The 18757-nt window shown below is 65.9% G+C and carries 21 protein-coding genes; 9 read left to right on the top strand and 12 right to left on the bottom strand.

Annotation, left to right across the window (positions count from 1 at the left end; all coding sequences use genetic code 11):
* Nucleotides 1-18: 18 nt before the first annotated feature.
* Nucleotides 19-1161: a sensor histidine kinase gene (locus tag HFP57_RS13305; protein WP_176870241.1), complete on the bottom strand. Its 1143-nt coding sequence runs from the start codon at nt 1159-1161 to the stop codon at nt 19-21.
* A 161-nt stretch (nt 1162-1322) separates the two neighbouring features.
* On the opposite strand from HFP57_RS13305, the gene HFP57_RS13300 reads away from it, so the two are divergent.
* The 4 genes from HFP57_RS13300 (at nt 1323) to HFP57_RS13285 (ending at nt 3285) form a co-directional block, all read left to right on the top strand.
* Complete coding sequence (locus tag HFP57_RS13300) at nt 1323-1562, top strand: hypothetical protein (RefSeq protein WP_218135020.1); 240 nt, start codon at nt 1323-1325, stop codon at nt 1560-1562.
* 93 nt (nt 1563-1655) lie between these two features.
* Complete coding sequence (locus tag HFP57_RS13295) at nt 1656-2000, top strand: hypothetical protein (protein WP_176870240.1); 345 nt, start codon at nt 1656-1658, stop codon at nt 1998-2000.
* A gap of 188 nt (nt 2001-2188) precedes the next feature.
* Nucleotides 2189-2740 carry a hypothetical protein gene (locus HFP57_RS13290; protein ID WP_176870239.1) on the top strand — a complete coding sequence of 184 codons (552 nt, stop codon included), beginning with the start codon at nt 2189-2191 and terminating at the stop codon, nt 2738-2740.
* A gap of 92 nt (nt 2741-2832) precedes the next feature.
* A complete protein-coding gene (locus HFP57_RS13285; RefSeq protein ID WP_176870238.1) occupies nt 2833-3285 on the top strand; it encodes a hypothetical protein in 453 nt (150 codons plus the stop codon).
* A gap of 10 nt (nt 3286-3295) precedes the next feature.
* Here HFP57_RS13285 and HFP57_RS13280 read toward each other — a convergent pair whose 3' ends face one another.
* Nucleotides 3296-4021 (bottom strand): extensin-like domain-containing protein, encoded by a 726-nt coding sequence (locus HFP57_RS13280; protein ID WP_176870237.1) that lies wholly within the window; start codon nt 4019-4021, stop codon nt 3296-3298.
* A 64-nt stretch (nt 4022-4085) separates the two neighbouring features.
* Here HFP57_RS13280 and HFP57_RS13275 point away from each other — a divergent pair, with 64 nt between their 5' ends.
* Nucleotides 4086-4928 (top strand): class I mannose-6-phosphate isomerase, encoded by an 843-nt coding sequence (locus tag HFP57_RS13275; RefSeq protein WP_176870236.1) that lies wholly within the window; start codon nt 4086-4088, stop codon nt 4926-4928.
* A gap of 9 nt (nt 4929-4937) precedes the next feature.
* On the opposite strand, the gene HFP57_RS13270 is transcribed toward HFP57_RS13275, so the two are convergent.
* From HFP57_RS13270 to HFP57_RS13260, 3 genes are all read right to left on the bottom strand, one after another.
* Nucleotides 4938-5549, bottom strand: a complete 612-nt coding sequence (locus HFP57_RS13270) for a hypothetical protein (RefSeq protein ID WP_176870235.1) — start codon at nt 5547-5549, stop codon at nt 4938-4940.
* Nucleotides 5550-5626: 77 nt separating this feature from the next.
* Nucleotides 5627-6409 carry an NUDIX hydrolase gene (locus HFP57_RS13265; RefSeq protein ID WP_176870234.1) on the bottom strand — a complete coding sequence of 261 codons (783 nt, stop codon included), beginning with the start codon at nt 6407-6409 and terminating at the stop codon, nt 5627-5629.
* A gap of 55 nt (nt 6410-6464) precedes the next feature.
* Nucleotides 6465-6845, bottom strand: a complete 381-nt coding sequence (locus tag HFP57_RS13260; RefSeq protein WP_176870233.1) for a M15 family metallopeptidase — start codon at nt 6843-6845, stop codon at nt 6465-6467.
* Between the two features lie 540 nt (nt 6846-7385).
* Between HFP57_RS13260 and HFP57_RS13255 the strand changes: the two genes are divergently transcribed.
* Nucleotides 7386-7691, top strand: coding sequence for a chorismate mutase (locus HFP57_RS13255; protein WP_176870232.1), 306 nt, complete (start codon nt 7386-7388; stop codon nt 7689-7691).
* Nucleotides 7692-7702: 11 nt separating this feature from the next.
* Nucleotides 7703-8155, top strand: a complete 453-nt coding sequence (locus HFP57_RS13250; protein ID WP_176870231.1) for a thiol-disulfide oxidoreductase DCC family protein — start codon at nt 7703-7705, stop codon at nt 8153-8155.
* Nucleotides 8156-8251: 96 nt separating this feature from the next.
* Here HFP57_RS13250 and HFP57_RS13245 read toward each other — a convergent pair whose 3' ends face one another.
* The 3 genes from HFP57_RS13245 to HFP57_RS13235 all read right to left on the bottom strand — a co-directional run bounded on the left by HFP57_RS13245 (nt 8252) and on the right by HFP57_RS13235 (nt 10865).
* Entirely contained in the window at nt 8252-9601 is a 1350-nt protein-coding gene (locus HFP57_RS13245; protein WP_176871314.1) for an ATP-binding protein, read from the bottom strand.
* Between the two features lie 313 nt (nt 9602-9914).
* The gene (locus HFP57_RS13240; protein ID WP_176870230.1) at nt 9915-10592 is read right to left on the bottom strand and encodes a response regulator; all 678 of its coding nucleotides are present in this window, start codon (nt 10590-10592) and stop codon (nt 9915-9917) included.
* A 6-nt stretch (nt 10593-10598) separates the two neighbouring features.
* The gene (locus tag HFP57_RS13235; protein WP_246263162.1) at nt 10599-10865 is read right to left on the bottom strand and encodes a hypothetical protein; all 267 of its coding nucleotides are present in this window, start codon (nt 10863-10865) and stop codon (nt 10599-10601) included.
* Nucleotides 10866-11094: 229 nt separating this feature from the next.
* Here HFP57_RS13235 and HFP57_RS13230 point away from each other — a divergent pair, with 229 nt between their 5' ends.
* The gene (locus HFP57_RS13230) at nt 11095-12699 is read left to right on the top strand and encodes an amidohydrolase family protein (RefSeq protein WP_176870229.1); all 1605 of its coding nucleotides are present in this window, start codon (nt 11095-11097) and stop codon (nt 12697-12699) included.
* A 3-nt stretch (nt 12700-12702) separates the two neighbouring features.
* Here the strand turns inward: HFP57_RS13230 and HFP57_RS13225 are convergent, their stop codons facing one another.
* The 4 genes from HFP57_RS13225 to HFP57_RS13210 all read right to left on the bottom strand — a co-directional run bounded on the left by HFP57_RS13225 (nt 12703) and on the right by HFP57_RS13210 (nt 17192).
* The gene (locus HFP57_RS13225; protein WP_176870228.1) at nt 12703-13233 is read right to left on the bottom strand and encodes a DUF4199 domain-containing protein; all 531 of its coding nucleotides are present in this window, start codon (nt 13231-13233) and stop codon (nt 12703-12705) included.
* A gap of 110 nt (nt 13234-13343) precedes the next feature.
* A complete protein-coding gene (locus tag HFP57_RS18175; RefSeq protein ID WP_281363097.1) occupies nt 13344-13937 on the bottom strand; it encodes a helix-turn-helix transcriptional regulator in 594 nt (197 codons plus the stop codon).
* 28 nt (nt 13938-13965) lie between these two features.
* Nucleotides 13966-14952: a DUF6607 family protein gene (locus HFP57_RS13215; RefSeq protein WP_176870227.1), complete on the bottom strand. Its 987-nt coding sequence runs from the start codon at nt 14950-14952 to the stop codon at nt 13966-13968.
* A gap of 17 nt (nt 14953-14969) precedes the next feature.
* Complete coding sequence (locus tag HFP57_RS13210; protein ID WP_176870226.1) at nt 14970-17192, bottom strand: TonB-dependent hemoglobin/transferrin/lactoferrin family receptor; 2223 nt, start codon at nt 17190-17192, stop codon at nt 14970-14972.
* A gap of 197 nt (nt 17193-17389) precedes the next feature.
* Between HFP57_RS13210 and HFP57_RS13205 the strand changes: the two genes are divergently transcribed.
* Nucleotides 17390-18742 carry a cytochrome P450 gene (locus HFP57_RS13205; RefSeq protein ID WP_176870225.1) on the top strand — a complete coding sequence of 451 codons (1353 nt, stop codon included), beginning with the start codon at nt 17390-17392 and terminating at the stop codon, nt 18740-18742.
* The last annotated feature ends 15 nt before the right edge of the window (nt 18743-18757 follow it).

Raw genomic sequence — 18757 nt, 5'->3', positions numbered from 1 at the left:
GTCTCCCCGCGGGCGGGTTTAACAGGTTTCCCGGTTTATCGGCAATTCGATGGTGACGGCGAAGCCGCCCTCGGGACGCGGCCCCCAGATGACGCTGCTCTCCTCGCCATAGCGCGCGTCGAGCCGCTCATGGACATTGTTGAGGCCGACTCCGGTGCCGTGCGGCGCATCGTCGGGCAGGGGATCGCCATCGTCGGTGACGGTGATGATCAGCTTGCCGTTCTCCTCGCGCGCGTGGATCGACACGGTGACCGGACGCCGCACCCGCGACACGCCATATTTGATCGCGTTCTCCACGACCGGCTGGAGGATCAGCGCGGGCACGCAGCAGCCGTTCAGCGATTTGGGGATCGAAATGTCGACGAGCAGCCGTTCGGGGAAGCGGACCGCCTCGATATCGAGATAGAGGCGCTGCAGCCGGATCTCCTCCTCCAGCGCGACATCGTCGGCCGGTTCGGAGGTCAGGCTGGTCCGGTAGAAGGTGGAAAGGTTGAGGATCATCTTCTCTGCCTCGTCGCGCCGGTCGCGCATGACGAGCGAGGAAAGGACGTTCAGCGTATTGAACAGGAAATGCGGATTGACCTGGTAGCGCAGTGCGCGAAGCTGCGCGGTCTGCGCTTCCTGCGCGAAGATCGCGGCGCGGCGTTCGGCCTGGCGGACGATCTGCGCATAGCCCAGCGCCATGTAGAGCAAGGCCCAGGCGATCGTAACGAAGTAACGCGCCATCACGGCTTCGGCGAGGCCGCGCCACATGGCCAGCGGATCGCGCGCCATGAATTCCTCGATCATCTCGCGCTCTTCGGCCCATTCCTCCGTGCGGAAGATGCCGAGCGGGTCCCAGACTTCGAACAGGTAGAGGTTGAAGCCCGCGATGATCGCCGCCACGGGCAGCGCCGCGGCGAAGGCGATGGGGATGCGCCAGCGCAGCGGCCGATCCGCGAAGCGTTCGAGGAACAGGTAGAGCAGGAAGGTGAGGCCGATCGCGACCGCTATCACGATGGTGCGGTAGAGCAGCATCTGGGACTGGCCCGGATAGCCCATGACCGCAGCGCGGATGGTGACGACGGCGAAATAGAACCCCCAAAGGCCGATGATCGACACGAGGCCGAGCCGATGTCCGATCAATGTGCTGCGCGTCGATTCATAACTCTTCACATTCATGGGGGCCTTGTAGCGGCTGGATCGCGATCCGTCTCGGCGCCGCCCGCTCCCAGTCGAACAGCCTTAGCGCTTGGTCGATCCGTTCGTCGAAACGCAAGTTTCGTTCGCGAGGGAACGATGCGCGCCCTGTGCGGTTGGTGATTGGAGAAAGGAGACCTGCGATGACTGCCGACAGGGACCAGATTGTCGACGAAGAGGCGATGCGGAAAATGTCCGTCGCGCCGCCCGATCCGGATGATAAAGGCGCCGATGCGGACAAATCCGATAAGGCCCGCGAGGAGGAAGAACTGGAGGAAGGGCTGAAGGAGACCTTTCCCGCATCCGATCCGCCCGCCAACACGCAGCCCGGCCACGACCAGCCGGTTCCCTCATCCGGTTACGAGGAAAAGAAGGACGACTGAGCGTCGTTCCGGACGCCCTTACCTCCGGGGTAATTGAAACGCGGCACCTGCCCGCCTAACGCCGACGGACCACGGACCCGTCGGAGAATAATCATGGCCGCGTTCCGCACATTGCTGGTTCTGCTCTGTCTCGGCATCGTCCTGTATACGGCGATCGTCGTGGGCGAGCACGGAATGAACCTGTTCCCCGCCTTTTTCGGCGATATCGCCGCTTTGGGCTGGCCCGGGCAGTTCAATGTCGATTTTCTGAGCTTCCTGATACTGTCGGCCGTCTGGGTCGCCTGGCGGCACGCGTTCAGCACCACGGGCTTCGCGCTCGCGCTGCTCGCCTTTTCCGGCGGCGGGCTGTTTCTGACCATCTATCTGCTGATCGCCAGCTTTTCCGCCGACGGCGACATCCGGATAGTGCTGCTCGGACCGAGCCGGGCCGCGCCCTAGCGATACGGCGATCCGGCCGATGTTTTCTTGCAACATTGTTGCGTCAATCCACATAAAATTGCGCCGCGCGGTTGATACGCTGCAACAATGCTGATTCAACACGGGATACAGCGCCTTATGGTTAACGCTTCGTCAACCTCTTGCGTGCCATAATGGCCTGACGGATCAACAACGAACCGGAGGGTTCGATGACAAAGGCCAAATCTCCCCAGCCCGGCGCCCTGGCGCTTGCCGAGATGAAGGAATTTGCGTCTTTCGAAGCCGGAACCCAACGCTATGTCCGCCGGTCGCTCGATGTCGGGCTGGAGCGGCGCGACGCGATCCGCCGCTGGTCGCGCGACATGGTGGAAGCCGCCAGCATCAAGGCGCAGCGCAGCGTCTACCGGCGGCTCGAAGATATCCGCGAGACTATTCCCGACGATAGCGGGCTCGACAGTGTCGAACCCTTTATGGGACCGCTGGTCACCGTGTCGGCCTTCGATCTGGGCCAGGACCGGCTGCCGAGCTTTTCGGCCTATCGTTTCCTCTACGAAAGGCTGCTCGGCCCCTATATCCGGCCCTGGCTGCCGGGCTCCTTCTGCGCCGCGGCCGCGCTCCCGCACATCCATCCCGAACGCCGGCGGACATTGCTGCAATCGATCAGCGAAGCCGCCGCGACCGCGCCGGGATGGTCGAACCGCGCGCCCGCCTTCTATCCCGACTGGGTGGAGAAGGTGCCGGAAAACGCGCTGCCGCACTAGGCCATCGCCGACGCGCGTTTCTGCGCTTCCGGCATCGTCGATTTTCCGCTATGCTGCCATTCAAGCCTTGGGCAGCATTGGGAGTGAAAGCCATGAAATCCATCGTCAAATTCGGCGTTCCGGCGCTGGTTCTGTGCGCAGCGGCGCCCGCAACGGCGGGTTCGATCGCGGGGTGCATCGCGGCCAATGAAGACCGTGACGGGATCGTCAGTTTCGACGATTATGCGGTGGCACATGCCGCCGCCGGCGAGGTCGAGAATTCGGCATTGCGCGAAGCGGCCGAAGCCGAGCTGCGGGCGCGCAACGAAGATCCGGGTCGCGTCGTCTGCCAGACCTATAGCGGCAGCGGCCATTATGTCGTGGTTGCCGGCGGCGTCGAATATAATGGCCGCGTCCGCCGGCTGATCGGTTTCGGGTTCGGCGAGAACCGCGAAGAGGCGCTGGAGCGCAGCGACGACCGGCTCAACAACGTCCTCGAATATAACGCCTTCCGCCACAGCGGCGGCGAGATGACCGTGGTCGAGGAAGGACCGGTCGGCAGCTAGGGCCACGCCGCTAGCGGCAGAGCGATCGGCCGAGCCGCCCGCGCGCGGCCTGGTCCAGATGGAAATGATCGGCGTGCGCGCGGTTGTAATCGGGCGACAGCACGGTGGCGAACAGCCCGCAGGCGCGGTCGCGGATTTCGACCAGAAACGCACGTTCCGGCTCCGGTCCGGCCCAGTCCTCGACGATCGAGATGCGCGAACCGTCGGCCAGTTCGAAGGCGGCGATATCGATCGCATCGGCCGTCGCATGTTCGGACCAGCGGCCGGTTTCGCTGCCGTTGACGCGGCGGCAGGCGAAGGTCCCGAGATGGTCGATCGCCACGACGGGCTGACCGAAGTGGCGCATCGCTGCCGGCTGGATGCCCTCGCGCTCCCATACCGCCAGCGCCGCGGCGACCGGGCAGCTCAGCGCCGCTTCGCCCGGCCGGTGGGCGATGCCGCGTCCGACGATCAACGACACCCCGTCACGATAGCCGCACCGATCGCCGGCCTCGCGGGCCGGGAGCGCCCGATAGGCGATATCCGCATCCTCCAGCAGCGTGCGGCAGAGCGCCCCGTCCCCGGTCAGCGCCGCCAGCTTCTGCCCGGTAAAGACGCCCACCGGATCCCGGAGATCGAGCGCGGTCCACGGCATGTCCTCCGGATGATGGCGGATATAGTCGGCGGCCCACAATCCGGCGCCGGCGAGCAGCACCAGCACGAACAGGCGCCGGGCCCAGATTTTCGTCCTCATCATGGATGCCTTTCGCGGTTTTTTCGTTCATAAGCCGTGCGATGTATGCGCTAGAAGGCCCGCCGTCATGTCCGCTGTCCGCCTGACCACGAGGTCCGTCGAAAAAGTCTGGGGCCGCTACCAGCTCGGATTCGGTTTTGCCGACGTGCCGGCCGATGGTAACCCGGTCGGCGAAATCTGGTTCGAGACGCCGGACCGGGCGGCGCCGGACCTGCTCGTCAAATATCTGTTCACGAGCGAAAAACTCTCGGTCCAGGTCCATCCCGACGATGCGCAGGCGCGCGCCGGGGGCCATGCGCGCGGCAAGGAGGAATGCTGGCTGATCCTCGAAGCAGAGCCGGATGCCGAGATCGGCATCGGGCTCGTCGAGCCGATGGAGACCGAAGCGTTGCGCGCGGCCGCGATCGACGGATCGATCGAACGGAAGCTAGCCTGGACGCCGGTGACGCCCGGCGATCTCTTCTATCTGCCCGCCGGGACGATCCATGCGATCGGCGCCGGCGTCACGCTTCTCGAGGTCCAGCAGAATATCGATCTCACCTATCGGCTCTACGATTATGGCCGGCCGCGCGATCTTCATCTCGACGATGCGGTGGCGGTCGCGACCCGCGCGCCGTGGCAGCCGCCCGACGCGCCGGGCGAGATCGCGCCGGGGCGCGCGATCCTCGCCGCGGGACGCGCATTCGTGCTCGAACGCTGGACCGGCGACCGGACGGCGAGGCTCGGCCAGCCGGAACCGGGACCGCTCTGGCTCATACCGCTGGACGGATCGGGCACGATCGACGACGCGCCGCTCGAACCCGGCGGCGTCTGGCTCGCGGACGATGCGGCCGATCTCGACTATTCGGGCACCCTGCTCGCCGCCTATCCGGGCGGCGCGGTCGCGCCGGATTTGATCCGCCCGACTTAGAATCGAACTCTAGTTCGCCCCGTCCAGCAGCGCACGGACCGCGGCGCGCAGGTCGTCCGGCACCGCCGTGCCGATCAGCGGATCCGCGGTCCGGCGGTCGCGAATCGCAAGGCTCTGCGCCAGCCGCGATTCGACGCCCAGCGCAAGCAGCCCGGCATAGGCGCGGGCCGTCGCTTCGGGGCTCGCATGGATCGGCGTTTCCGCCTGGACCAGCCGGTCCTGGCCGGTGCCGCAGACGAACGCGACGATGGCTTCGTCGCCGCCCCCTCCGGCCCGGTCGAACGCGAACAGCGGTGTCTCGGCGCCTTGCGGCAGTTCCATCAGCGTCCCGTCGGCGCCCGTCGCATGGGTCAGGCGGCCGCGCACGACGCCCTGCGCGCAATCGGCATTGGCGGCGATCCGTGCCGTCCCCGCCATGGCGCCGTCCTGAAAATAGAAGAAGCTCAGCGGCCAGACACCGGTTTCGGCGAGCGCGGGCTCATAGGAGGCGAAGGCCGATCCCTCGGTATCCGCATAGACCAGATAGGTGCCGCGGGGCGTTTCGGCGCCCGTTTCGGTCTGGGCCGCCACCGGGGCCCCCGCCGCGAGGGCCAACAGGGCCGGCAGGAATATCGATCGCATCTTTGTGTCTCCGAAGGGGGCTGTCCGGGCCGGTATGTCGACGCGGATCGCTGAACGGCGGCTGAAGCCGGAAGAGCCTAGCCGCGGACCATCTCGGTCAGCCGCTGCGCGGTGACCGGATAGCCGGCATCGTCGGGAATCCGCAGATATTTCTCGCCGTTCCGCTCCTCGACCCACGGCGTGATCAGCTTCACCTCATGCGCTTCGGCATGAATGCGGGTTTCCTCGTAGCTTTCGAAGATCGCCAGCCGTTCGAGATTGCGATGGGTCGGGAAGATGATCGAGCATTTGCCCGCCTCGGCCTCGTCGATCACGCGCCGTGCGCTGGCCCAGCGGCTCGACACGCTTTCGCCGCCATCGGCTTCGTCCCTGGCGAGGTCCGGCGCCTTGGCGACGAAGAACCAGGTATCGAAGCTCCGTTCCTGCTTGAAATTGGGTTTCCAGCGCGCCCAGGGCGTCAACAGGCGAAGATCGAGCTGCCAGCCGCCGCTCGCGAGCATCGCGCCGAAATCGGCTTCCTCGTGCAGCGCCTCGCGCAATTGCACGGTCGCGCCATGATCGGGGAGCGGATCGAAGGCGACCGCGACCCCGGTTTCCTCCAGCGTCTCGCGAATCGCCGCTATGCGCGCCGCGGTTTGCAGCGGATCCCCGGGCGCGCCGCGGACCACGCTGTCATTTTCCGCCAGCGCATGATCGCCGGGATCGATCCGGCCGCCCGGAAACACCATCGCGCCGCCGGCAAAGCGCATCTTCGCCGCCCGCTCGACCATCAGCAGCTCGGGCCGCCGCTGCGGCCGGTCCCGGACCAGGACGAGGGTGGCGGCGGGAATGCCGGGCTTGGTTTCGGTCTCGAAAGTCATGGCCTCTTGCTACACGGCTGGGCGATACGGGCAAGGGGGACGCCCGGACCGGATGCTACAGCCGCGCCGCCTGGACGTGCATCCAGTCGAAATTGCGTTCGCGGCCGAGGCAGATCCAGCCCTCCTCCTCCCAGATGTCGAGGAAACGCGCATAGGCCGGGCGGGCCATCCGCGCCCGATCGCGGCCCCAGCGCAGCGCATTGTGCGCGGGATCGAAATCGATCGCGATGCCCCAGCTGTGCATCGACATCGCCCGGCCGCCGCGCATTCGGCGCACGTTGAGGCAGCCGCCGAACAGATCGAGTCCGAGCGTGCGCAGCGCGGTCTCGCCATAATGATCCCGAATGCGCGCCATCGCCCGCGCCGCGCTGTCATGGGCTTTCTCGTGGATCGAGAAACGGCGGATGATTGTATCGGTGTCCCAGGCGAGCCGCATCGGAACGGCAGATCGAGCATGGTCTGATGCGTGCCCGGTTTGCCATAGAAGCGGCGCACATCGCGCTGGCGCGGAAAGACAGCGGGCTGATGCGCAATTTCGGCCAAACGCAACTCCATCGCCCGCTGCTTGTCCTGCCATTGTTCGAGCGCGATCCGGGTTTGCGGTCCGGCCAGCCCGTCGACCGGTCCCGTCTCGATACCGATCTCGGCCATGATCGTCTGTTCGAGCGCGATCCGGCAGCGCGGATCGATCCATGCCGCGATATCATGGCCGCGGTCGATCAGCGCCCGCCGCGCCGCGCGGCGCGAGGCGTCGCCGTAGATGCCGTCAACGGGCCCGCGATACGCCCCGTCGCCCATAAGCCTGCGTTGCAATGTGCGATCGTCGATCATGTCGGAACTCCCTGCGATAACCATATGGGTGATCTTGTCTCTTTGGAAATATCCAACATTTCAAGCGGCATGCGCCATCGCCCTTCCAGACCGCTTGCATCGGCGCGCGCTTGCCGCGACAAGGCGGGACGAGCAGGAGCCGAGCATGACCGACGACCCCCTTGCGCATTGGCGCGACCAGATCGACGCAATCGACGGCCAGATGGTCGCGTTGCTCGCCAAGCGGTTCCAGATCACGGCCGAGGTCGGTCGCTGGAAGGCGGAGAATGCAGTCCCGCCCGTCGATCCCGGCCGCGAACGCCGCCAGGTCGAGCGGCTCCAGACGCTCGCGGCCGAAACCGGCCTCAGCCCCGATTTCCTCGAACGCTTCCTGCGTATCATCATCGACGAGGTGGTTTCCCACCACCGCGCGATCCGCAACGAGGATTTCGACGCGCCCTCGCCGCTCTAGGGTCAGGGCTTATGGCGCAGGACGACACCCATCGCTGGCGCGCCGATCCCGCGGTTCCCGATTTCGACGACAGCCGGCCGCTCATCGTGTTCGACGGCGATTGCGTGCTCTGCTCGCGATCGATGCGGCTGATCCTGAAACTGGACCGGGCCGAGAGATTCCGCCTGACCCCGGCGCAAGGCGAGATCGGCCAGGGCCTGTACCGCCATCTCGGGCTGCCCACCGACCGGTTCGAAACCTATCTGCTCGTCGCCGACGGCACGATCCACCAGCGCTCGACCGCCATCGTCGAGATCGCGAAACGGCTGGGCTGGCCCTGGAAGGCGGGCGCGGCGCTCGCGATCGTCCCGCGACCGCTCCGCGATGCGCTCTACAACCTCGTTGCGCGCCACCGCTACCGCATCTTCGGCCGCCGCACCGCCTGCGGCATCGCCGACCCCGCCCTCAGGCAGCGGATGCTGTGAAGCGCGGCGCGGCTCCGGAGCCCGCCATCGCCGCGGTATTGCCCATCGGCCTGAGCAGCCGGCCGATGCCCCTCGTCGATCCGATCGCGCGCCCGATCAACTGACGCCGGGTGCAGCGCTCTCCGCTGCCGGCAAGCTCAGTCGCACCAGCAATCCGCCCAGATCTTCGCTCTCCTCGAGCGCCGCCGCGCCGCCGTAGATCTCGGCGACGTCCTGGACGATCGCGAGACCGAGGCCGGTGCCCGGCTTGTTAGTGTCGAGCCGCGCGCCGCGCCCGAAGATCGCCGCGCGCTCCGCCTCGGGAATGCCGGGCCCGTCATCCTCGATCAGGATATCGACAAAGTCCGGCACCGACTCCGCCTGGCGTTCGCGCTTCTCGACGGTCACGAAAACGCGCCCGCCGCCATATTTGGCCGCATTTTCGATCAGATTGCCGAGCATCTCGTCGAGATCCTGGCGCTCGACGGCCACCATGGCGTCCCTGGCCCCGGCGATATCCACGGTCACCGCCTCGTGCAGATGGCGAACGGCGCGCTCGACCGACTGGAGCGCCTGCCAGACCGGGCTGCGCGACTGGCCGGCACCGCGGCGCCCGACCGCGCGAGCGCGTGCGAGATGATGATCGACCTGGCGGCGCATGACCCGGGCTTCGCGCAGTACGGTCGCCGGAAGGTCGGGATCGCCCGTCTCCGCCTCGGTCTGGATCACGGTCAGCGGGGTCTTGAGCGCATGGGCGAGATTGCCCGCATGGCGGCGCGCTTCCTCGGCCTGACGCTCATTATGATCGAGCAGGTTGTTGAGCTCGGCGACCAAGGGCTCGATCTCGCGCGGCAGCGTTTCGTCGACGCGCGAGCGGCGGCCGGTGCGAACATCGGTGATCGCCTCGCGCACGCGGCGGAGCGGCCAGAGGCCGAAGGTCGCCTGGAGCGCGGCGAGCGCGATCAGGCCGAGGCCGAGCAGCGCGAAGGAACGGACCAGCGTGCGGCGCAGTTCGGCGATCTGCTCGTCGAGTACGGCGCGCGACGAGGCGACCTGGAAGCGAAACGGCGTATCGGCTTCCGGCAGAACCGCGTCGCGCTCCAGGATGCGCAGCGGCCCTTCGGCCCAATCCTCTTCGTTATAGCTGTGGATTTCGGTGTCTTCGTGCGCGGCGCCGACGGGCAGGGCCCGATCCCAGAGCGAGCGCGAGCGGAACGGCTCGCGGCCGCCGCCCGACACCTGCCAGTAAAAGCCCGAATAGGGTTCGAGGAAACGCTGGTCGGCCGGCTGACGGATGAACCGGATCTCGCCGTCCTGGTCGAGCTCGGCCGAAACGATCATCGCGGAGAGCACATATTCGAGCCGCGCATCGAAATTGCGGGTGAAGGCCTGGGTCAGCACCCGGTCGAGCGCGAGGCCGCCGATCGCGAGCAGCACGACGATCCAGATCGAGGCGATGCCGATCATGCGCCGGGTGAGCGACCCGCCCTTGCGCGCGGCATCGATGCTCGCGGCCGCGTCTTTCAATTTTTTGGTCGGCTGGTCCAAAGGCGTTTCAGTCCTCCCATGCGCCGCGGGATTGGCGATTTGAGTGTGTCAGAATTTCCTTAGCAGGAAATCGCCGCACCGGCGCTGATTTGTCAGACTCGACCTGTCGGTCGAGCGCCGCACCGGCCCGCTCCCCCACCCGGCCTCCCATTGAGTGTACCCTGTTGGGAGGCCGGGTGGGGGAGCGGGCCGGTGCGGCGATTTTCCGCGAGGGAAATTCTGACAAACAGACCTATTCCGTCCGCCGCTCGCTCGGATCCTCGAGGCTGTACCCCAGACCCCGGATCGTCGTGATGACCTCCGCGCCGAGCTTCTTGCGGATGCGCGTCACGAAGACCTCGATCGTGTTCGAATCCCGATCGAAATCCTGGTCGTAAATATGCTCGATCAGTTCGGTCCGGCTGACCACCTTGCCCTTGTGGTGCATGAGGTAGCTGAGCAGCTTGTATTCCTGCGCGGTCAGCTTCACGGGTTCGCCATCGAGCGTGACCTTGCCCGAGCGGGTGTCGAGACGGACATCGCCCGCGACGAGCTCGCTCGAGGCGTTACCCGACGCGCGCCGGATCAGCGCCCTGAGCCGCGCGATCAGCTCCTCGGTCTGGAACGGCTTCGCCAGATAATCGTCGGCCCCGGCATCGAGGCCGGCCACCTTGTCCGACCAGCTGTCGCGCGCCGTCAGCACCAGGACGGGGATCGTGATATCCTCCTTGCGCCAGCGATCGAGCACCGTGAGCCCGTCGATCTCGGGCAGGCCGAGATCGAGCACGATCACGTCATAGCTTTCGGTCGATCCGAGGAAATGCCCGTCCTCGCCATCGGTGGCGAGATCGACGGCATAGCCGGCGCCTTCGAGCGTCGCGCGAAGCTGCCGCCCGAGTGTCGGTTCGTCTTCGACAATGAGTACACGCATAGGGTTTTACCTGTCGCTTCGGTTCCGTATCCGGCCCGACCCGGCATCCACTTCGACGCGAATGACCTGGCCGTCCCGCATGAACGTCATGCGATAGGTGTTACTGCGCTCAAAATAAATAGGGTTGCCCAGATAGTCATAGCCGCGCATCTGCGTGACGACGCGCCGTTCGATCACGCGCAACGGCATGGCGCGACCTTCCTGGCGGTTCTGAAAGACCATGTCCTGCTCGCTGCGCTGCTGCGCGAGCGACGGCGCGGGCGCAGCGATCATCGCCGCGACTCCAAGCGCGAAAGCAAGACGGACACCCATTGACATGCTGGCTTGCATAGATGCGGGGCATTGAACAACTGGTGAATATCGGTGGCGGCGATTGTTCAGGAACAACTGTTGCAACTATGCCGCAGGGCCGGTGCAGGGCTGCATCGAGGCCCGGAAACCGGTCTTTGAAAGCGGGGCCGGGTCGCGTTAAGGCTTTCGGACAGGTTTTAAGGGGCGCATCATGAAACGGTTGATCACATCATTGTGCGGTATCGCGGCGCTGGCATTGGCGGCGATCGCGATACCCGCAGGCGGCCAGGCGCAGGACGCGCCGCGCATGGAACGGGTGCCCGATCGCGCGCCCGGCGAGGGCGTGGGGCCGTTCGGCCGGATGCTGATCCGCGGCGCCACCCTCATCGACGGCAGCGGAGCGCCGCCCGAAGGCCCGGTGGATATCCTCGTCGCGAGCAACCGGATCGAGGCCATCTATCGCGGCGACGCGCGGGCGCGATCGCCCCAATCCGTCGACCATGCCATCGAGGCCGAGGGCATGTACGTGCTGCCGGGTTTCGTCGATGTGCACGGCCATAATGGCGACCCGTCCAAGGCGCCGAACGCCAGCTATGGTTACCGGCTGTGGCTCGCCCATGGCGTGACGACGGTGCGCGGCGTGCCGATCTATTCGGGCCCCGACAATATGGCGATCAGCGACCGGGCGCGCAGCGCGGCGAACAGCATCACGGCGCCGCGCATCTTCGCCTATGCGGTGTTCGGCGACGAATGGTCTGGTGGCGCGGTCGACAGCCCGGCCCAGGCGCGCGCCTGGGTCCGCTGGGCCGCGAACCGGGGCTATGACGGCGTCAAATTCTTCAACCAGGTGCCGCCGGCGATCCTCGAAGCCGCGCTCGACGAGGCGGACGGCCACGATCTCGGCACGGTCGCGCATCTCGGGCAAAGGGGCGTCGCCGAGGTGACGGCGGCGCGCGCCGTCGAACTGGGCCTGGCCGGGATCACCCATTTCTACGGGCATTTCGAGTCGCTGCTCGCGAACGGCGCGGTCGTCCGCTACCCGACCGATTACAATTATCTCGACGAGCAATCGCGCTTCTCCGAGGTCGCGCGGCTGGCCGAACAGATCGTCGAGCCGGGCAGCGAGGAATGGGACGAATATCTGGAATTGCTGCTCGAAAATGACGTGACGCTCAGCCCGACCTTCAACATCTATGTCGCATCGCGCGACGTGATGCGGGCGCGCACCCTGGAATGGCACGAGCGCTATACGCTGCCGTCATTGTGGAATTTCTTCCAGCCGAGCCTCACCAATCACGGCTCCTACTATCATGACTGGTCGACCGGGGATGAGGTCGCCTGGCGCCATTTCTACCGGCCCTGGATGCAGCTCACCAACGAGTACAAGAACCGGGGCGGGCGGGTCAGCGTCGGATCGGACCCCGGCTATATCTATCAGACATGGGGCTTCGCCTATATCGGCGAACTGGAGATGCTGCAGGAAGCGGGCTTTGCGCCGCTCGAAGTGATCCAGGCGGCGACGATCAACGGCGCGCGGGAGATTTACGCGCCGCGCGGCGAGGAACCGCCCTTCGGCATCGTCCGCCCCGGCATGCTCGCCGATCTCGTGATCGTGCCCGAAAACCCGCTGGAGAATCTGAAGGTGCTGTACGGCACCGGGCATCTGCGCCTCGACCGCGAGAGCAATCAACTCGAGCGGGTCGGCGGCGTGCGCTGGACGATCAAGGACGGGATCGTCTACGACGCGCCGGCGCTATTGGAGAGCGTCGCGCGCATGGTCGAGGCACAGCGGGCGTCGATGCCCACTGCGCCCTGAGCCTTAGCCCTGCGCCGGTAGAACCTCTGATTTGCGCAGGATTGCCGCCGATATCAGCGACACGATGAGCCCAACCGGGAAAATCTCGAGGAAAGTCATCGGCAGGCGAAAGAACGGGTTGGCATAGCTTTCCCGCATCTCTTCCAACGCGGCGATTTCACGTTCGAGTTCTGCGCCGGCCATTCCGGCTTCCTGTTTGGCGAGGATCATCGAAGCGATATAGTCGTCTATAAAGGCATAGTTGCTGCTCGCCAGATAGATTTCCCAGGTAACGACATAGGCAATGCCGGCAACCGCCGAGATCGCCAGCCCGAGTAGCAATGCACGGCCGAAGCCTATCACACCGCCCCGCTCGACATCGCGATAGCGTTTGATGCCCATAAAAACGAGCGACAGCCCGATCAGCATGATCAGATAGCCGAACCAGACCGATCCCGAAAAATCGATTTCGTCGCGGGTCGCCATCCCGATCGTAATGATCCCGCACACGACGATGCCTGACAGCGCGCCATAGATGACCGCGATTCTGGTCATGATGTCTCTCTCCCCGTTATCTGACGGCTTCGGGATAGGCCGCGACGGCTACTCATCCTATCGCCCGAAAGGGTGATTTTCGCGAAATAGCCCGTCTGCACGACCGATTTTCATCGGATGAGCGCGAGGCGACGCGCCTTGTCGATCGCCTGGGTCCGGCGCTGCACCTCGAGCTTCTCGTATAGCCGCGCGATATGGGTTTTGACCGTATTGGGCGAGATGCCGAGACTGCGGGCGATTTCCTTGTTCGACTGTCCGGCCGCGAGCTGCTCCAGCACCTCGCATTCGCGGGGCGTCAAACCGAGCGAGGCAATCGCGGCGTCGTTGATCTCGCCGTCAATGCGCGGAGCCTTGGCCGTCAGCCGATGGCCTGCCCACAAGCCCAGCGCAGCAAAGCCGACAGCGATCAGAACGATCGTGAGTTCGCGCGAAAAGCTGCGCATCAGATACTGATATTCGATCCATTCCAGCAGCGCGGCCGCGCCGGCGAGCGCAAGGGCATAGAACAGCACCGTTCTCCACATCGGGAAAAGCTGGCAGAGTTTGGACGGTTTGGCCAGATCGCGCGCGGCAGATCGTACCAGAGAAAGAAAAGGGCGCTCCGCGGGACCATAATCCGCGAAGCGCCCAGTGGCCGGCCTTTCCCGGGCACGCTCTTTGGGGGAGCTGGGAAGGGGGAGCCGGCCCTGCGCCGCCGGTTGCAAGGAAGCGGCGCAATGCGGTGTTGGCGCCCTATCCGCCGCTGCCGCTCAGGATCGCCTCGCGCGCTTCGGCGATGGCCGAGGCCTGGTCGCGCTCGCCAGCAGCGATCGCTTCGCCGAGGCTGTAGAGCGTCGCGGCGATGGTATTGCCCATATTGGGCTCTTCGGTCAGCGTGATGCCGTTATCCGCCCGGATCGCCGCGTCCCAGGCCTGGCGCACGGCCGCCCAATAGCTTTGAGTCTGCTCCCAATAGGCGTCGGCCGGCGCCGGGTCGTAATCCTCGGTGACCGCATAGGTGTTGAGCACCGATTCCTGGACGAACGGCGCAACTTCGCCATCGACCGGGCCCATCTTCATATTGTCCTGCCAGTGGACCCAGCCGCCGGGCATCGGCGAGTGGCGGTTGATCGCGAGGTAGCGGTCGTAGCGCGGATCGCGCACCGCATCGCGGCGGGCCAGCGGCCGCCAGGTCCAGCTCGACCGCCAGCGCCGCACGCCGCCTTCTTCGGTCCAGCGGCCATAGGCGCCATAGCGCGGGGAATCGTCGACCTGCCAGACGGTCTGCGACCAGCCGCCGCGTCGGCGATCCTCGGGAACGGGTTCGAGGTTCCAGCGTCCCTCGCCGGCATAGGCGAGATAGGTTTCGGGCTCGTAGGTCCAGTCCTGCCGCCAGTGCTTGACGACCATCGGGTTGTCGGCATCGCCGACCACCAGCAGATGCTGGAGGCTGATGAAACGCCCCGTGTCCTCGATCACGCGGACGCTTTCGAAGCCGCCGGACAGTTTGGGTTCGAGCGGCGTGTAATCGTCCCGCCAGCTCGTCGTCTCGCGCATATCGAACCGCACGCGATAGTCGCCCGCCATCGAGAGAATGGCCGCGCGATCGGCCTGGAAGCTGGCCGCTTCCTCGGCGGCGCTGCGTTCGGGCAGCGGATCGGTAGCCGCGACGGGCGCAATCGGCAGGGCGGTGAAAAGCGCGGCGCCGAGCATGGCGCGAACAAGGCGTGGTCTGGTCATGGTCATTCCCCTCATGGTCAAAAACGGGCGGTCAGCGAGACGCGGACATTGCGGCCCGGCTGGGTGAAGGCGTCGAGATCGGGGGCGTCGACGGTCAGCCCGCGCACATCGGCCCACCAGGCATATCGGGTGTCGAAAATATTGAAGAGGCCTGCGCGCAAGGTGAAGGCGTCGTTGATCCGCCAGAAGCCGGTGACGTCGAACACGGTGAAACTGCCGGGCCGGAAACACTCAGCGGTGCAGACGCCTTGGGCATCTTCCAGATCCTTGCGCGCGGCGAAGGTCATGATCGCCTGGCCGCCGAACCGGTTATCGGGATCGCGCCAGCCCGCGCCGAGCACGATTTCGAGCGGGTTGATCGTTGAGAGCGGCGCTTTTGAACCATCCGGCTGGATGACGTCTCCGGTCGCCCAGGCGAAGCTCGCATCGACATCGAAACCGCCGGGAAAATCGAACGAGGCCCGGCCTTCCAGCCCTTCGATATCGACGCTTTCGAGATTGACGAACTGGAAGACGCCGGGATCGCCCGGACGGAAACTGCCCGAAACGACCTCTTGGCTGATAAAATCGTCGTAGCGGCCGATAAAGCCGGTCAGCGAGGCGGTGAAGATATCGCCGACATAGCGGACGCCGCCTTCCCAGGTCTCGCTGGTCTCGGGCTCGAGATCGGGATTGGGGAGCGAGGTGTAGCCGAAGATGAAATTCTCGAAGAACTGGTTGACCTGGCTCGGCTCGGGCGCGCGGAATCCTTGCGCGTAATTTGCGTAAACGCTGAAACCCGATCCCATATCGACGACCGCACCAATCCTGGGCGTTACCCGCGAACCGTCCTGCCCGGCCGGATCGAAAGCCGGCAGCAGCGGATCGTCCTTCGGATCGAGATCGTAGAAATCGAAACGCAATGCCGGAAAGAGCGAGACCGGCCCGATCGTCATCCGGTTACCGATGAACACGCCGCCGAGCATGAAGTCGGTCTCGGGAAAGGCCGCGCTCGGGAAAGTCTCGCCGACCGGCGGCACGTCGCCGTCGCGCAGGCCAGTCTGGTTGGTGAAGGAGATGTCGCCGCCGAACACGATGTCGTGCTCGATGCCGCCCGTGCTGAAACCGGCACTGGCTTCCGCATGGGCGCCATACACCCGGTTATCGAACGTATTGGTTCGGAAGCGGTCGGGCGGGTCGGTCGGGCCGCTTCTGTCCTCGTCGGCGAACTGCCGGTTGTCGGCATCCTGCCAGTAGAACGCTATCCAAACGGAATCGATTATCCCGTCGTGATCCGGACCCGGCTGATAGCGCCAGTCGAGGCTGAACCGCATCCGCTCGATCGTGTCGCGCGAGAGCAGCTGGTCGGTCGTCGCGCCGGTGAAGGGCGAGGTGACGCGCGCGCTCAATATGTCGCCCGAAACGCGGCTGTCGAGCCACTCGCCGGTCAGCCGGATGCGATGATCGGGATGCGGCGCGTAGACAATCTTGCCGAGCAGTGCATCGGAGCGTGTGTCCTGCGGATTGGGACGCGTGCGGGTCTCGCCGGTGCCGCCGACATCGCCCTCATTGTCGAGTTCCTCGCCGTCGCGCCGGCTATAGGCGATCATCGCCGACCAGTCGCCGGTGCGCCCCGCCAGGATCGCGGTCTCGGAAAATTCCTCGCTCGCCGAATCATAGGTGGCGCGCAGCGAGCCGGTGATGGCGCGCTGCTCGTCCAGCAGATCCTCGGGATCCGAGGTCTGGAAACTGACGACCCCGGCCAGGCCGTCCGATCCGTACAGCGCGGAACCGGGTCCGCGCAGGACTTCCAGCGATTTGACGAGCCCGATATCGACATAGTCGCCGCGCCCGGCCGCCTGGGCGCCGAAGGTGAAACCGTTCGGTGCCCGGATGCCGTCGACCTGGATCAGCACGCGATTGCCGCCGATGCCGCGAATATTGATATCGGCGTTTCCATCCCGCCCCGTCGATCCGAGCACGCCGCCGAACCGCGCCGGCGCGCGGCGGACGGTCACGCCGGGCTCGAAGCGCAGGATATCACGGATATCGGTGGCGAGCAGATCGGCGATCTCCTCCTCGTCAATCACCGTGACCGTCACCGGCACCTCGCTGGTGAGCTGCGGCAGCCGGGTCGCGGTTACGGTGATCACCGGCCGGGCGTCGACGGCGTCCATCGCCGCCTCCGCGGCGCGCACGGGAGAATGGCCGATTGCGACCCCTGCCAAGGCGGCGGTCGCCAGAAACGATATGCGGCTCACTGAAATTCCCCTACGGATCCTCACTTGCTAATGCGAGTGATTCGCAATATTAATAAGAGGCTGCTTTGGAAGGGTCAACAGCAAAACGGCCGGGCCGGTCGGCAATGCCAGCCTGGCCATGCGAACAGGCTTGAGGCGTATCGGCGCGCCGCGTAAACCGCTGGCATGGCACTGCAAACGCCCGTCCGGCGGCGACCATGAGCGAACCGCGCTTCGTCCCGCCCCATCCGCCGCGCGAGGCCGTCGCCGCGCCGGTATGGCGGGGCCTGTTTGGCGAGCGGGCGCGCAATTCGGTCTATGGCTGGTCGCAAAAGGCGTTCGAGATACGGCATATCCGCCGCCAGGTGTTGCGCTTCACCGTCCATATCCCGCTCGACCCCGACGCCGTGCAGCGGGTGCTCCAGACCAATGCCGCCAATTATGCCAAGCCCGATATCGTCAAGAAGCTGATCGCGCCGATGATCGGCAAGGGGCTGTTGAGCGCGGACGGCGATCTGTGGCGCGCGCAGCGGCGGATCGTCGCGGCGAGCTTCACGCCCGGCGCGGTCGAGAGTGTCGCGTCCATTTTCGCGTCTACCGCCGAGGCGCGCATGGCCGGCTGGCCGGACGGCTCCACCGGCGACATGGCGGCCGAAGCGACGGCGACGACGATGACGATCATCGCCGATACGCTGTTCGGCGGCGATCCCCGGCTTAAAACGCCCGAAGCGATGCACAATATCGCCGCCTCGCTCAAGGCCGGAGGCGAGGTGCGGCTGTCGGCGATTCTCGGCCTGCCGCCCGTGCCCTGGAACCGCACGATGCGCGCGGGCCAGCGCGCGCAGAAGGAGCTGCGCCGGACGCTCGCCAATGTGGTGCGCGACCGGCTGCCCGATGGCGGCGACGATTTTCTCGGGCAATTGATCAGCGACCTGCACGACCGTTTCAGCCCGGCCGAAGCGCTGCAGCTGGCGGTCGACAATGCGGCGACCTTCTACCTCGCCGGGCATGAGACCACGGCCAATGCGGTCACCTGGACGCTCTATACGCTCGCCGCCCAGCCCGATCTGCAGGAGCAGGCCGCGGCGGAAGCCCGGGCCGCGCTTGCCGACGGAGAGCCGGCGACTCTGGCCGACCGCCTCCCCCTGCTCCGCCGCGTCCTCGACGAGACGTTGCGTCTCTATCCGCCCGTGCCGCGCTTCGATCGCCAGGCGATCGGGCATGACGAGCTGAGCGGCACGGCGGTCGAGCCCGGCGATATCGTCTCGATCTGGCCCTGGGTGTTGCATCGCCACAAGGCGCTGTGGGACGATCCCGATGCGTTCGACGCCGACCGGTTTCTGCCGGATGCCAAGGCGAAGCAGCATCGCTTCCAATATGTCCCGTTCGGCGGCGGGCCGCGCGTCTGTGTCGGCATGCGCTTTTCGATCGTCGAGGCGCTGGTCATTCTCGCCCACTGGCTTGCGGCCTGGCGCTTCCAACTCCCGCCGGGCCATATCGTGCGCCCGGTCGGCACCGTGACCCTGAAACCGGACGGCGGGCTGCCGCTGATCCGGACCCGTCGGGACTGACCGCCGGCCGAGGTA

Origin of the sequence: Parasphingopyxis algicola, assembly GCF_013378075.1 — a bacterium.
GTDB lineage: Bacteria > Pseudomonadota > Alphaproteobacteria > Sphingomonadales > Sphingomonadaceae > Parasphingopyxis > Parasphingopyxis algicola.
Note: the sequence above shows the minus strand (reverse complement) of the source record. Positions and strands in the feature narration are given on the sequence as shown.